The 14,366-nt window shown below is 72.7% G+C and carries 12 protein-coding genes; 5 read left to right on the top strand and 7 right to left on the bottom strand.

The window, feature by feature from the left end; translation table 11 throughout:
* The first annotated feature begins 350 nt into the window (after positions 1-350).
* The gene (locus ACIQJT_RS27545; protein ID WP_365452140.1) at positions 351-812 is read left to right on the top strand and encodes an ATP-binding protein; all 462 of its coding nucleotides are present in this window, start codon (positions 351-353) and stop codon (positions 810-812) included.
* Positions 813-1,126: 314 nt separating this feature from the next.
* Here ACIQJT_RS27545 and ACIQJT_RS27540 read toward each other — a convergent pair whose 3' ends face one another.
* Positions 1,127-2,053 carry a cyclase family protein gene (locus ACIQJT_RS27540; protein ID WP_402647916.1) on the bottom strand — a complete coding sequence of 309 codons (927 nt, stop codon included), beginning with the start codon at positions 2,051-2,053 and terminating at the stop codon, positions 1,127-1,129.
* 85 nt (positions 2,054-2,138) lie between these two features.
* Between ACIQJT_RS27540 and ACIQJT_RS27535 the strand changes: the two genes are divergently transcribed.
* The 3 genes from ACIQJT_RS27535 (at position 2,139) to ACIQJT_RS27525 (ending at position 5,315) form a co-directional block, all read left to right on the top strand.
* Positions 2,139-3,005: an SDR family oxidoreductase gene (locus ACIQJT_RS27535; RefSeq protein WP_402647913.1), complete on the top strand. Its 867-nt coding sequence runs from the start codon at positions 2,139-2,141 to the stop codon at positions 3,003-3,005.
* A 109-nt stretch (positions 3,006-3,114) separates the two neighbouring features.
* Positions 3,115-4,266: an acyl-CoA dehydrogenase family protein gene (locus ACIQJT_RS27530; RefSeq protein ID WP_402647911.1), complete on the top strand. Its 1,152-nt coding sequence runs from the start codon at positions 3,115-3,117 to the stop codon at positions 4,264-4,266.
* Entirely contained in the window at positions 4,266-5,315 is a 1,050-nt protein-coding gene (locus tag ACIQJT_RS27525; RefSeq protein WP_402647909.1) for a Zn-dependent alcohol dehydrogenase, read from the top strand. The genes ACIQJT_RS27530 and ACIQJT_RS27525 overlap by 1 nt, the downstream gene beginning before the upstream one ends.
* On the opposite strand, the gene ACIQJT_RS27520 is transcribed toward ACIQJT_RS27525, so the two are convergent.
* Positions 5,312-6,292, bottom strand: coding sequence for a GlxA family transcriptional regulator (locus ACIQJT_RS27520; protein WP_402647907.1), 981 nt, complete (start codon positions 6,290-6,292; stop codon positions 5,312-5,314). The genes ACIQJT_RS27525 and ACIQJT_RS27520 overlap by 4 nt on opposite strands.
* 71 nt (positions 6,293-6,363) lie before the next feature.
* Between ACIQJT_RS27520 and ACIQJT_RS27515 the strand changes: the two genes are divergently transcribed.
* Positions 6,364-7,671, top strand: coding sequence for an MFS transporter (locus tag ACIQJT_RS27515; RefSeq protein WP_402647904.1), 1,308 nt, complete (start codon positions 6,364-6,366; stop codon positions 7,669-7,671).
* Here the strand turns inward: ACIQJT_RS27515 and ACIQJT_RS27510 are convergent.
* The 5 genes from ACIQJT_RS27510 to ACIQJT_RS27490 all read right to left on the bottom strand — a co-directional run bounded on the left by ACIQJT_RS27510 (position 7,668) and on the right by ACIQJT_RS27490 (position 14,306).
* On the bottom strand, positions 7,668-8,246 hold the full coding sequence (locus ACIQJT_RS27510) for a flavin reductase family protein (RefSeq protein WP_365452128.1): 579 nt from the start codon (positions 8,244-8,246) through the stop codon (positions 7,668-7,670). The genes ACIQJT_RS27515 and ACIQJT_RS27510 overlap by 4 nt on opposite strands.
* A 65-nt stretch (positions 8,247-8,311) precedes the next feature.
* Complete coding sequence (locus ACIQJT_RS27505; protein WP_402647901.1) at positions 8,312-9,097, bottom strand: enoyl-CoA hydratase/isomerase family protein; 786 nt, start codon at positions 9,095-9,097, stop codon at positions 8,312-8,314.
* Complete coding sequence (locus ACIQJT_RS27500) at positions 9,088-11,313, bottom strand: acetate--CoA ligase family protein (RefSeq protein ID WP_402647898.1); 2,226 nt, start codon at positions 11,311-11,313, stop codon at positions 9,088-9,090. Before ACIQJT_RS27500 ends, ACIQJT_RS27505 begins: the two co-directional genes overlap by 10 nt.
* Positions 11,314-11,458: 145 nt before the next feature.
* The gene (locus tag ACIQJT_RS27495) at positions 11,459-12,964 is read right to left on the bottom strand and encodes a flavin monoamine oxidase family protein (RefSeq protein ID WP_402647895.1); all 1,506 of its coding nucleotides are present in this window, start codon (positions 12,962-12,964) and stop codon (positions 11,459-11,461) included.
* Positions 12,965-13,112: 148 nt separating this feature from the next.
* The gene (locus tag ACIQJT_RS27490; protein WP_402647890.1) at positions 13,113-14,306 is read right to left on the bottom strand and encodes a flavin-containing monooxygenase; all 1,194 of its coding nucleotides are present in this window, start codon (positions 14,304-14,306) and stop codon (positions 13,113-13,115) included.
* Positions 14,307-14,366 lie beyond the last annotated feature (60 nt).

The following is a 14,366-nucleotide window of genomic DNA, read 5'->3' as shown; positions in this document are numbered from 1 at the left end:
TGGTTCCGAGCACGAGCCGTGCCGGTGTTGCCGATGGGGCGGCGCCGGATCCGGCGATGCGCGCCGCTGCTCGCAGGGCGGGAAGGCAGGTGGCCACCGCCTGTTCGACTCCTCGCGGCGACCGTCGCACAGTATCCCGCAGGGGTACTCCTTCGCGCTGGAATATGCCCGAAGCGCTTGTTGGCGTGACTGTACGTCAACCATGCTGTCCCGTAAGGGATTCACGTTCCGTGACCCCGGCTTCGGTCATTGTTCGGGTCATGCAAAAAATGGCTACGATCGTGGCCCTCGTGAGGCGCGAGGCCATGTGCCCGCCGGTTCGGATGGTGTGAGCGGTGCAGGTGCTTCAGGTGCAGCTTGAGATCCGGCCCGACCCCGCGGAGGTGGGGCGAGCCCGGAGGTGGGCCCGCTCGCGGCTCGCCGGGTCCGGGATGGAGGCCGACGAACCGCTCGCCGAGACGCTGATCCTGCTCGTGTCCGAACTGGTCACCAACGCCGTGGTGCACACCGGCCTGCCCGCCGTGCTGCGGCTCTCCCTGCCGGGCACCGAGGAGGAGTGGGCCACCGTCCGCCTCGAGGTCGCCGACCGCAGCGGCCGGGCCCCCGTGCCGCGTTGCGTGGACGGTGACGCGACCGGCGGCCGCGGCCTGGCCCTCGTCGACGGTCTCGCGGACCGCTGGGGCTGGAGTCCCGAGGGTGCCGGCAAGAGCATCTGGTGCGAACTCGACCGCTGCGAGCGGCCGCGCAAGGCCATGGAGGCCTACGGCATCGACGCCTCGGCCTACGAGGGGCTGGCGTTCGAGGCGGTGTGACCGGCGCACGGTGGCAGGGACCGCCGGCCCCCCTTCCTCGCTGCGGGGCGGTGCGCCGGGATGTGCATCCGTGCGCGGTCGCGACAAAAGGGTCGTAAGCAATAAATCCCCCTTCGGGTGTTGACGCAGTGTGTTCGATTGATGACGCTGGTGGTCAGCGATTCGCCGCGAGGGGACGGCGAGGGGTCCGGTGACGGGAGTCCTCGACGAGTGCGGATCGTGACGCGGTGTCGATTTCCTCAGGGCGGAAGGAAGTCGATGACGGCGGCGCGCGATGCCGTGCTCGGGGCGGACCTGCGCGCCGCCGGCCGACCTCACAGCACGGCGACCGGTGCCACGGGCGTCCCGGTGGCGCCGACGAACGGTTCGGGCATCGCCGACAGCAGGAACGCGTACCGGCCGCTCTCTCCACAGGCTGTGGACAACTCCTCCAGGTTCCAGTTCTGGCCCTGGAGCATCCCCATCTCCACGAGGTCCAGCGCGTGCACGGGCAGCCACAGGTCCTCGATCTCGGGCGGGAAGATCTCGAAGGTGAGCGTGTCGTCGGCGACCGCGGCCACATCGCGCGCGTGGAACCACTCCGGGGTGCGGACCGACAGACCCGGCGAGGGATGGGCGTACCCCTCCCGGTCCCCGGCGAGATACACCTGGATCTGCCCCGTCCGCACCAGCACGACGTCCCCGGCGCGCACCCTTGTGCCCGCGAGCTCCTCGGCGGCCTCCAGGTCCTCGGGGGTCACGGCGTGCGCCCCGTCGAGCCGGTCCACGCCCAGCGCGCGGGCCACGTCGAGCAGCACCCCGCGCGAGACGACGTACCGGGCCTTGTCGATGCCGCTGAACTCGGCGCCGCCGTGCGCGGTGACGGTGGCGGCGGGGCGGCCGTTGTAGAGCATGCCGGAGTGTGAGACATGGGTGAGGGCGTCCCAGTGGGTGGCCGCCTGAAGTCCCATGGTCACGGCGTCGTCGCTGCACGCGACCGTCCCCGGGCCGAAGATCTCCTGGTTGATCTGCACCATCGTGTGCAGCGGGTTGACCCGGCCCGGCATCATCCCGGTCTGCACGCCGTCCTGCCGCAACGGCAGCGCCAGGGGGATCCGGCGGCCGGTGCGGATGGTCGCGGCGGCCTCGCGGACGACCTCGTCGGTGATCAGGTTCAGGGTGCCGATCTCGTCGTCGGCGCCCCAACGCCCCCAGTTGTTCACGCGCTTGGCGATGTCGTGGAACGCGGCCGGAAGTGACATCGGGCCCTCCCCGGGGCTTGTGTCCGCACATCTGACGGGTCATAAAATCTAACGGTCCGTCAGAAACCGCGGGAAGGGGCCGGGCGTGGGGAACTTCTTGGCAGACAGGGTCGTCGCCGTGACGGGCGCGGGACGCGGGATCGGGCGGGCGGTCGCGCTGGCGGCGGCCGCGGAGGGCGCGCGGGTCGTCGTCAACGACTACGGCGTCTCCGTCGACGGGGCGTCCCCCACCAGCGAGATCGCCTCGGGGGTGGTGAAGGAGATCGAGGCGGCCGGCGGCGAGGCCGTCGCCGTGGCCGACGACATCTCGACGATGGCGGGTGGACAGCGGGTCGTCGACACCGCCCTGTCGTCCTACGGGCGGCTCGACGGCGTGGTCTGCGTGGCCGGGATCCTGCGTGAGCGGATGCTGTTCAACATGTCCGAGGAGGAATGGGATCCGGTCCTCGCGACCCATCTGAAGGGGACGTTCACCGTCTTCCGGGCCGCTTCCGCGGTGATGCGGCAGCAGCGGGCCGGGACCCTGATCGGCTTCACCAGCGGCAATCACCAGGGCTCCTCCTCGCAGGCCAACTACAGCGCGGCCAAGGGCGGGATCATCTCGCTGGTGCGCAGTGCCGCGCTCGGGATGCACAAGTACGGGGTGACCGCGAACGCGGTGGCGCCGGTCGCCCGGACCCGGATGTCGGCGAACGTGCCCTTCGACCTGACGGAGATCGGGGAGCCGGAGGACGTGGCCGCCATGGTGGTCTACCTGCTCTCCGAACGGGCCCGGGAGATCACCGGGCAGGTGTACACCGTGGCGGGACCGAAGATCGCGGTGTGGGCCCAGCCGCGGGAGCTGCGTGCCGCGTACGCCTCCGGCGGGTGGACGCCGGAGTCGATCGCGGAGTTCCTGCCGCGGAGTGTGGGGGTGGATCCGATGCCGTTGCTCTCGGGGCGGGGCGCCTAGTGGCTCGGGGGCGCGTGTGGTCGGGCGGGTGCGGGCTGTCTGTGGCCGGTCGCGCAGTTCCCCGCGCCCCTGAGTGACTCGCCTGGGCCGGTGTGGAGAGGAGGACTTCGTGGATTTCGGGTTCACCGAGGAGGACGAGGCGTTCCGTAGTGAAGTGCGGGAATGGCTCTCGGTCCACGCCGATGGTGCTCAGGACCGTCGTACCTGGGAACGGACTCTCGGTAAGTCCGGGTGGATCGGGCTCGGTTGGTCGGAGTCCGGTTACGGGAACCGGACCGCCACGCTCACCCAGCAGGTCGTCTGGGCGGAGGAGTACGCCCGGTCGGGGGCGCCGGCCCGGTCCGGGCACATCGGGGAGAAACTGCTCGCGCCGACCCTCCTCGCGCACGGCACCGGCGAGCAGAAGGCGCGCTTCCTCCCTCCCGTCGCCGCCGGGGAGGAGCTGTGGTGCCAGGGGTACAGCGAACCCGGCGCGGGGTCCGACCTGGCCGGAGTGCGGACCAGGGCCGCGCGCGCCGGGGACGGGACGTACCGGATCAGCGGGCAGAAGATCTGGACGTCCCTCGCCCACGAGGCGGACTGGTGCTTCGTGCTCGCCCGCACCGATCCGGAGTCACGTCGGCATCACGGACTGACCTTCCTCCTCGTGCCCATGGACCAGCCGGGGCGCATCGAGGTGCGGCCCATTCGGCAGATGAACGGGACCAGTGACTTCAACGAGGTGTTCTTCGACGGGGCACACGCGCGTGCCGAGCACGTCGTCGGGGGCGAGGGGCAGGGCTGGCGGGTGGCGATGAGCCTGCTGGGCTTCGAGCGCGGGGTGTCCACGCTGGCCCAGCAGGTCGGCTTCGCCGAGGAGTTGAGCTCGGTGCTGCGGACCGCCGTACGGACGGGCGCCGTCGCCGATCCGGTCGTCCGCGCCCTCCTCGTGCGGCAGTGGGCCGAGTTGCGGACCATGCGCTGGAACGCCCTGCGGACGCTGGGGGGTTCGCAGGACGCCGGTGCCGCCAGCGTGGCCAAACTGCTGTGGGCGGGCTGGCACCAGCGGCTCGGCGAACTGGCGATGCTCGTGCGCGGCGCGCGGGCCACGGTCGGACCCGGTGACTGGTCCCCTTCCGCGCCGTACGAACTCGACGCGGAGCAGCAGCTGTTCCTGTTCTCGCGGGCCGACACCATCTACGGCGGCTCGGACCAGGTCCAGCGCACCGTCATCGCCGAGCGCGTGCTCGGCCTGCCCAGGGAGCCCAAGGGGGTCGTCTGATGCGTGGCGTGCTGTTCGACGGGAGGCAGGTCCAGGTCGTCGACGACCTGGAGGTGGGAGACCCGGGGCCGGGCGAGGTCCGGGTCGCGGTCGCGGCGGCCGGGCTGTGCCACAGCGACCTGTCCGTCGTGGACGGGACCATCCCGTTCCCGGTCCCGGTGGTGCTGGGGCACGAGGGCGCGGGCGTGGTCGAGGCGGTCGGGGAGGGGGTCACGCATGTCGGGCCGGGCGACCACGTGGCGCTGTCCACCCTCGCCAACTGCGGTGTCTGCGCCGACTGCGACCGGGGCCGGCCGACCATGTGCCGCAAGGCCATCGGGCGGCCCCGGAGGGTGTTCTCACGGGGCGGCGAGCGGCTGTTCCAGTTCGCGTGCAACTCCGCGTTCGCCGAACGGACCGTGGTGAAGGCCGTGCAGGCGGTCCGGATCCCCGGGGAACTCCCGCTGACGTCCGCCGCGCTCATCGGGTGCGGGGTGCTGACCGGTGTGGGAGCCGTGCTCAACCGGGCCCGGGTGGACCGGGGGGAGAGCGTGCTGGTGATCGGGACCGGAGGGATCGGGCTCAACGTGATCCAGGGGGCCCGGATCGCGGGGGCGTCACGGATCGTCGCCGTGGACGCCAACCCCGCGAAGGAGGCGGCGGCCCGGCAGTTCGGGGCGACGGATTTCCTGACCTCCACGGAGAGTGTGCGGGAACTGCTGCCCACCGGGGCCGACCACGCCTTCGAGTGCGTGGGACGCGTGGAGCTGATCCGCCAGGCGATCGACCTGCTCGACCGGCACGGCCAGGCCGTGCTGCTCGGAGTGCCTCCGTCGGGGGCCGAGGCCTCCTTCCTCGTCTCCTCCCTCTACCTGGACAAGTCGATCCTGGGCTGCCGCTACGGCTCCTCCCGCCCGCAGCGCGACATCCCGCTGTATGCCGAGCTCTACCGGCAGGGCCGGCTGCTCCTCGACGAACTGGTCACCGAGACCTACCCGGTCGAGGACTTCGAGAAGGCCGTGGACGACGCCGAGGCGGGGCGGGTGGCCCGGGGGGTGCTGACCTTCTAGCGGCTGAGGGCCCCTGCCCGGAACGTGCGCCGGTAGGCGGTCGGGGTCACCCCGAGGGCCGCCTGAAGGTGCTGGCGCATCGACTGGGCGGTGCCGAAGCCCGCGTCGTGGGCGACCTGGTCCACCGAGAGGTCGGTGGACTCCAGCAGGTGCCGGGCGCGCTCCACGCGCTGCTGGGTGAGCCACTGGCCGGGGCTGACGCCGACCTCCTCGCGGAAACGCCGGGTGAAGGTGCGCACCGACATGGCCTCCTGCGCGGCCATGTCCCGCAGCTGGATCGGCTCGTGCAGACGGCCCAGCGCCCAGGCGCGGGCCGAGGTCGTGGTCGACTGCTGCGGTTCCGGCACGGGCCGGTGGATGTACTGCGCCTGACCGCCGTCGCGGTGCGGCGGTACGACGGTGCGGCGGGCCACGTCGGTGGCGACCGCCGTGCCGTGGTCGCGGCGCACCATGTGCAGGCACAGGTCGATGCCGGCGGCGACGCCCGCCGAGGTCAGCACGTCACCGTCGTCGATGAACAGGACGTCCGGGTCGACCCTGATCTGCGGGAAGAGCCGCTGGAGACGCTCGGAGTCGGCCCAGTGCGTGGTCGCGGGACGCCCGTCGAGGAAGCCGGCGGCCGCCAGGACGTAGACGCCGGTGCAGATCGAGGCGAGCCGGGTGCCGGGGCGGATGCGGGCGAGGGCGGCGGCCAGCCCCTCGGTCAGCACGCCCTGCTCGAAGACCGGGCCCATCTCGTACGACGCCGGGACGATCACGGTGTCCGCGGTGGCCAGGGCCTCGGGGCCGTGCTCGACCTGGACGGCGAAGTCGGCGTCGGTGCGCACCGGGCCCGGCGGGCGGACGGAGCAGGTGACGACGTCGTACAGGCGACGCCCCCGGGCGTCCCGGGGACGGCCGAAGATCCGGTGCGGGATGCCCAGCTCGAAGGGGAGCACTCCGTCCATGGCGAGGACGACGACGCGGTGCGGCTGCATGGCCCGATCCTAACGAATACTGTCCTCCGGGCCAATGGATCTGCCGGGCCGCGGGCCGCAGGCTCTATGGCGTGACCCAGACAACCGAAGCCGCAGCCGTCGAGGAAACCCCCTCCTCCGGAGGATCCCGCATCCACCGCGCCTGGTTCGTGGCCGCCGTCACCTTCGTGACGATCATCGGCGCGGCCGCCTTCCGTTCCCTGCCGGGCCTGCTCATCGACCCCCTGCACCAGGACTTCGGCTGGTCGCGCGGCACCATCGGCGCGGCCGTCTCCGTCAACCTCGCGCTCTACGGGCTGACCGCGCCCTTCGCGGCCGCGCTGATGGACCGCTTCGGCATCCGTCGGGTCGTCGCGGTCGCCCTGACCGTCATCGCGGTCGGCTCGGGCCTGACCGTGTGGATGACGGCCGCCTGGCAGCTGATGCTCTACTGGGGCCTCCTCGTCGGCCTCGGCAGCGGCTCGATGGCGCTGGCCTTCGCCGCGACCGTCACCAACCGCTGGTTCACCGAGCGGCGCGGCCTGGTCACCGGCATCCTGACCGCCGCCTCCGCCTCCGGCCAGCTGATCTTCCTGCCGGTGCTGTCCTGGATGGTGGAGAAGCACGACTGGCGCCCGGCGGCGATCACCGTCGCGCTCGCCGCCCTCGCGGTGGTCCCCTTCGTCTGGCTGCTGCTGCGCGACCACCCGGCCGACGTGGGCCTGAAGCCGTACGGCGCCGTGGACTTCGTGCCGAAGCCGGCGCCGGTCCAGGGCGCCGCGCGGCGGGCGGTCACGGTCCTGTTCAAGGCCGCCCGCACCGGACCCTTCTGGCTGCTCGCCGGCACCTTCGCGATCTGCGGCGCCTCCACCAACGGCCTGGTCCAGACCCACTTCGTGCCCGCCGCCCACGACCACGGCATGCCGGTCACGGCCGCCGCCTCGCTGCTCGCGGTCATCGGCGTCTTCGACGTCGTCGGCACGGTGGCCTCCGGCTGGTTCACCGACCGCTTCGAACCCCGCCGCCTGCTCGCCGTCTACTACGCCCTGCGCGGCGTCTCACTGCTGTTCCTGCCCATGCTGCTGGCCCCCTCCGTGCACCCGCCGATGCTCTTCTTCATCGTCTTCTACGGCCTCGACTGGGTCGCCACGGTCCCGCCCACCGTCGCCCTGTGCCGCGAGCAGTACGGCGACGACAGCGCCATCGTCTTCGGCTGGGTCCTCGCCTCCCACCAGGTCGGCGCGGCCCTGATCGCCTTCCTCGGCGGCGTCGCCCGGGACGTGTTCGGCACCTACGACATGGTCTGGTACGCGTCGGGAGCGCTGTGCGCGGCGGCGGCGCTGATGGCGCTGGTGATCCGGCGGCGGCCGGCCCCGGTGCCCCTGGCGGCGACGGCCTAGAGGAACCGGCCCCGGTGGAACAGCAGCGGAGCCCCGCCCCCGCCCGTCCCCAGCGCCGCCACCCGCCCCACCACGACGAGGTGGTCCCCGCCGGTGTGCACCGCGTGGATCGTGCAGTCGATCCACGCGAGCGTGCCCGCGAGGCGCGGGGAGCCGGAGGCCGGGGCGGGGTCGTGGGCGACGCCCGCGAACTTGTCCGCGCCGCTCACCGCGAACGCCCGGCACAGCCCGCCCTGGTCCGCGCTCAGCACGTTCACGCAGAAGACGCCGGCCCGGGCGATGCGCGGCCAGGTGGTCGACGTACGGCCCACCATGAACGCGACGAGCGGGGGGTCGAGGGAGAGGGACGAGAAGGACTGGCAGGCGAAACCGGCCGGAGGGGTGCCGGGAGCCGTGATCACCGTGACCCCGGTCGCGAACTCGCCCAGCACCCGCCGGAACCCGGCCGGATCGACCGGTGCCCGCTCGTCCTCGCGGACGCACCGGAGCTCGGGCCGGGGCAGCGCCTCGACGGGGCGGCCCTTGCCCGACCTGAGATAGCGGACGGCCGCTTCCGCCATTCCTGCTTGTCCCATCACATCCCCATTGAAGCTGACGGGTCGTCAGATGGGAAGGGGCGGGCCGGTCGTACCGTCGGTCCTCAACGGCCTCGGAACACCGGGGTTCTGCGCTCCACGAAGCTCGCCACGCCCTCCTTCGCGTCCGTCGTCGTCATGTTGATCTCCTGAGCGGCGGCCTCCGCGGCGAAGGCGGTGGTGCGGTCCGTGTCCAGGGCGGTGTTCACCAGCTGTTTGGTCAGGGCGAGGGCGCGGGTCGGGCCGGTGGCGAGCCGGGTCGCCCACTCGCGGGCCGTCTTCTCCAACTCGCCGTCCGGCACCACCCGGTTGACCAGGCCCAGGCGCTCGGCGTCGGCGGCGCCGAGGGCGTCCCCGAAGAACATCAGCTCCTTGGCGCGCTGCGGGCCGATCAGACGGGTCAGGAGATGGGCGCCGCCGCCGTCGGGGACCAGGCCGCGGCGGACGAACACCTCGACGAACCGGGCCGACTCGGCGGCCAGGACCAGGTCGCAGGCGAAGGCGAGATGCGCGCCGAGCCCGGCCGCCGTCCCGTTGACCGCCGCGATCACCGGCTTCTCGCAGTCGAGGACGGCGGCGATCAGACGCTGGGCGCCGAGGCGGATCGTCCGGGCGACGTCGCCGGGGGCCGTGGCCGTGGGTGCGCCGCGCAGGTCCGCGCCCGCGCAGAAGCCGCGTCCCGTGCCGGTGAGGACCACCGCCCGCACGTCCGGATCGGCCGACGCGTGCGCCAACAGCTCGACGAGCAGGTCCCGCCCGCCGGGCGTGAGGGCGTTGAGGACCTCCGGCCTGTTCAGGGTGAGGTGTGAGACGTGGCCGTCGACGGTGTGGGTCACCTCGCTCACCGGCATACCACCAACGCGTCCAGCGCGACCGCCCCCTGCCCCCGGGGCAGGACCATGAGCGGGTTGATGTCCAGCTCCGCGACCTCGTCCCCGAGCTCCACCACCATCCGCTGCACGCGGAGCACGACTTCCACGAGTGCGTCGAGATCCGCGGGGGGCCGGCCCCGGACCCCGTCCAGGAGCGCCCGCCCGCGCAGGTCCTCCAGCATGTCCCGGGCCTGCTCCTCACCGAACGGCGGCACCCGTACGGCCGCGTCCCGCAGCACCTCGACCAGGACCCCGCCGAGCCCGACCGTCACCGTCGGCCCGAACAGTTCGTCGTGCGCGGCCCCCACGACCATCTCCACGCCCCGCTCGACCATCTGGCAGACCAGGACGCCGTCCAGGGACACGTCCTCGTAGCGGGCGACGTCGGTCAGCTCGCGGTAGGCGTCCCGGACCTGGCTCGCGGAGGTCAGGCCGATCTTCACCAGGCCGAGCTCCGTCTTGTGGGCGATCCTGGCGCCGGAGGCCTTCATCACGACCGGGTAGCCCACCAGACCGGCTGCCCGGACGGCCGCGGCGGCGCTGGTCACCAACTGCTCGCGCGGCACCCGGATCCCGTAGGCCCGCAGCAGTTGCTTGGCCGCGTGCTCGCTCAGCTGCCGGCCGGGGCGCATCAGGGCCTGCGCCTTGCGGAAGGACGGCGAGGGGGTGCGCGGGGCCTCGTCGAAGGGGGAGCGGTAGCCGGTGACGAAGCGGTGGTGGTCGCGCCAGGCGCGCACCGCGGTGATGCAGTTGCCGACCGTGCGGAAGGTGGCCACCCGGGAGGAGCCGAGCAGGACCTCCCGGTAGGCCGGCTCGGTCCCGACGGGCGAGCCCCACACCACGCACACCAGCTTGTCGGTCTCCTCGGCCGCGTCCACCAGGTCCTGGACGAGCCGGTCGCTCAGGGGCGGGAAGGGGCCGGTCACCGGGCAGATCAGCACCCCCACCGAGGGATCGGCGAGGATCGCGTCGATGATCTTCCTGCCGCGTTCGTCGCCGACCGGGTGCCCGCCGTTGTCGACGGGGTTGGCCACGCTCAGGAACTCCGGTATCCACTGGTGCAGTTCGGCCTGCTTGGCCGCCGACAGGGCCGGCAGTCGCAGCCCCGCCTCCGTCGCCAGGTCGGCGAAGTGGGCGCCGGTGCCGCCCGAGATCGAGTACACCACCACTCCCTCCGCCCGCGGTGGCCTCGCGCGGGCCAGCAGGGCCGCGGTGTCCTGGAGTTCGTCGAGTCCGTCGACGCGGATCACGCCGTACTGCCGCATCGCCGCGTCCACCACCGCGTCCGCGCCGGTGAGCTTGCCGGTGTGGGAGGCCGCCGTGCGGGCGCCGGTCTCGGTGCGGCCCACCTTGACCGCGACGACCGGCACCCTGCGGCGGGCGGCCCGGTCCGCGGCGAGCAGGAAGGAACGGCCGTCCTTGAGGCCCTCCAGATAGCAGGCGACGGCCCCCACCTCGGGGCGTTCGGCGAACCAGGAGAGGAAGTCCGCGGTCTCCAGGTCGGCCTCGTTGCCGGTGGGGGCCCAGTGGGTGAGGCGGATGCCGAGTTCCTGGAGGGCGAAGACGGGACGGCCCTGGTGGCCGGACTGGGTGATCAGGGCGATCCCCGGGCCGTCGAGGTCCTCGCGGAAACGCTCGAAGGCGTTCAGGTTGGTGTTGGGTCCGAGCAGCCTCATCCCCGACTGGGCCACGGCGGCGGCGAGACGCTCCTGGGCCGCCGCTCCCGCCGCGCCCGTCTCCGCGAACCCGGAGGCGAAGACGACGGCGAACCTCGCCTTGGCCTCTGCCAGTTGCTCGATCACCGGCAGGGGCTCGGCGACCAGCAGGACGGCGAGGTCGACCTGTTCGGGCAGCTCGGTCACGGACGGCACACAGGGGATGCCGAAGACGGCCGGACGCGTCGGGTGCACCGGGTGCAGCCGGGCCCCGACCCGCTGCGCCCACTCGATCAGCTGCCGGGTGACACCGGTGTTGGGGCGGCCCTCGGCGTCGGAGGCGCCGATCACGGCGACCGACTCCGGCCGGAAGAAGCGATCCAGATCGGGGACGTCGGCGTACAGCGGGCGGCCACCGACGTCGAGGTCGTCGACGGCGGCCGGCCGGCCGTGGACGGCGGGCCCGGGTGGCTCGCCGCACGCGATGACCCGGGCCCGGCGGGAGTCGGTGGTGAGGGTGCCGTGGGTTGATCCAAGCATCGGTCCGCCCGCTCCTGTGTGACAGCCTGCATAACTGACGCTGTGTCAGATTACAGAACTGACGAGGTGTCAGGAATGGTCGTGCACACAGAAACGAACGGACCGGGAAGGGCCGCGCCCCGCCGGGGAACGGCGCGGACCGGGCCTACAGCACCGCCAGCACCTCCTTCGCCACCCGCTCGCCCGAGCGCACGGCACCGTCCATGAAGCCCATCCAGTGGACCGACGTCTCCGTCCCGGCCCAGTGGATGCCGCCCACGGGGGCACGCAGGGCGGGGCCGTACTGGGTGAGCACCCCGGGCGCGCCGATGGAGACGGGGCCGCCGCGGGTGTAGGCCTCGTTGTTCCAGCGTTGCAGCACGAAGGAGGTGGGGGAGGCCGCTTTCGGGCCGAAGTACGTCACGTAGTCCTTGAGGACGGCCGCCTTGACCTCCGCCTCGCTCGCCGCGTCGAACCTGCGCGCCTCGTCGGCCTCGATGAAGCCCATCAGGGCGCCGTAGGAGGCGTCCGGCGGGGAGTTGTCGAAGGTCGAGCTGATCACGCCGGTGTCGCTGACGACCTGGCCGTTGAGGCCGTCGGCGCGCCAGAAGGGCGTGTCGTAGATCGCGATCGCCTTGCCCACCGAGGCCATCGGCAGACGCTGGGTGAGCTGGTCGCGGGCGGCGGGCAGCAGCGGGTCGTAGGTGATGCGGGCCGCGAGCGGCGGGGGTACGGCGACGACGACCCGCTTGGCGGTGACGGTGACCCCGTCGGCCGTGACGACGTACTTCGCGCCGGACCTGGCGATCGTGCGCACCGGGGCGTTCAGCACCACCCGGTCGCCCAGCGTGGCGGCGAGCTTGATCGGCACGAGCTGGGAGCCGCCGACGAAGCGCAGTTCCTGGGCGCCGCCCGCGGTCTCGGTGAGGCGCTCCAGGGTGCCGGGGGTGGACTCGTTGCCGGCGGCGGCGATGTAGAAGAGGACGAACAGCAGGGACAGTTCCCGGGGTTCCGCCGAGAAGATGGACGTGCAGGCCACGTCCAGGAGGAACTTGGCCGACGGGATCACCGCGTTGGCGCGCAGCCAGGTCTCGAAGGTCTGCCGGTCCCACTCCTCGGCCTTGGCGGCGGTCCAGGGCGCGTCCACCGGGACCTGCTTGGCCATGTCGTCGAGGGAGGCCTGCACGATCGCCGCGTTGGCGAGTCCTGCCGCGTCGATCGGCGGGACCGAACCGAGGATGCCGTCGGTGGCGTAGGGGGTCCTCCTGCCGTCCTTGTAGAGCAGGTTCTTGCCGGTGTTGTAGGTGGCGAAGGTGGCCACGCCCAGCGAGTCGGCGAGTGCCTTGATGCGGTCCTGGGTGGGGCCGATGAACTCGCCGCCGCCCTCGGTGACACCGCCGTTGGCCAGGTTCAGGTTGAGGACCCGGCCGCCGACGCGGTCGCGGGCCTCCAGGACGGCGACCGTCTTCCCGCCCGCTACCAGGTCACGGGCCGCGGTGAGCCCGGCGAGACCGGCGCCGACGATCGCGACGTCCACGTCACGGGTGGCGGCGGAGGCGGGGGCGGCGGCGGTGCCGGTGAGGGTGGCGGCCCCGGCCGCGGCGGCGGCACCGCCGAGCAGGGAGCGGCGGGAGAGCCGGGGGAGCGGGGGGAGCTGTCTTTCGCGTGCCACGTGCGTCCTCCGTAGTGGAGAGAGTGTGGAGCTAGAACATGAGAAGTGTTCACATTCTGGCCCCGTACGACCGCACACGACAACGCTCCCGTCACATCCGGCACTTGGGCAACGGGGTTCGGTCGCAGGAGAGTTGGGGTCCCGCGCGTCAGACGGGGAGCCGCGAGAGGCTGCCCGCCCCGTCCTTCACCACGGCCTTCGCGATCTTCTCCGCGTCGATCGCGACCTCGCGGAACGTCCCGCTGATGGGGGTGACGTAGCCCGTGAAGTAGAGACCCGGGGCCTGCTCGGGAGACCGCGCGCCGTTGACGACCGGACGGCCGTGCGGGTCGAGGACGCCGAGGTGGCCGACCAGGCCGTCCAGGGCGCGGGTGTACCCGGTGGCCGCGATCACCGCGTCCGGGGCGATCCGGGTGCCGTCCGTGAGGAGCACCTCGCCGTCCTCGAAGCCCTCGACGGCGGCCACCACCTCCACCCGGCCCGTGCGGACCGCGTCGACGAGGCCGACGTCCTGGACCGGGATGGCGCCCTCCTTGACCCGGCTGTAGAGGCCGGTGTCGGGGCGGGGCAGGCCGTGCGCCGAGAGGTCGGGCACGCTCAGCCTGGCCAGGGGCCGGGCCAGCCGGTCCACCAGGCCGACCGGCAGGCGTCGTACGAGCACGCCCGTGTACTGGGCGGCCCAGCCGGCCGTGGAGCGGCGGACGATGTGCGGGACGGTGCGCACCGACAGCCGCACCCGCGAGGCGCCGCCCTCGACCAGGTCCACGGCGATCTCGGCGCCGGTGTTGCCGACGCCGACGACCAGGACGTCCCGGCCGGCGTAGGGCGCCGGGTTGCGGTACTCGCCGGCGTGCAGGAGCTCGCCCTTGTACCCCTCACGGCCCGGCCAGTCGGGCAGCAGCGGGGTGTGGTTCCAGCCGGTGGCCACGATCACCGCGGCGCCGGTCAGTTCGCGGCCGCCGGTGGCGCGCAGCAGCCAGCCGGTGCCGTCGGGGGTGCGCTCGACACGGGAGACCTCGACGCCGGTGACGGTCTCCAGCTCGTGGAACTCGGCGTACTTCTCCAGGTAGCGCACCACGTCGTCGCGGGAGACCCAGCGGCCGAAGCGGCGGGGTATCGGCAGGCCGGGCAGGGCCGACAGGCGGCGGGTGGTGTGCAGGTGCAGCCGGTCGTAGTGCCGCCGCCAGGACGCGCCAACCTGCTCGGCCTTCTCCAGGACGACCGCGCGGACACCCCGGGCCCGGAGCGCGTACGCGACGGAGAGCCCGGCAGGGCCGCCGCCGACGACGTACACGGGACGATCGGGCTGCTCGGGGCGGGTTGCGGGTGCGGAGTCGGCCATGAGCGCGAGCGTAATCAGACAGCGCGTTGATGGGTCTCGGTCAAGACGGGAATTGGTTGC

The organism is Streptomyces sp. NPDC091972, assembly GCF_044756385.1.
Lineage (GTDB): Bacteria > Actinomycetota > Actinomycetes > Streptomycetales > Streptomycetaceae > Streptomyces.
Note: the sequence above shows the minus strand (reverse complement) of the source record. Positions and strands in the feature narration are given on the sequence as shown.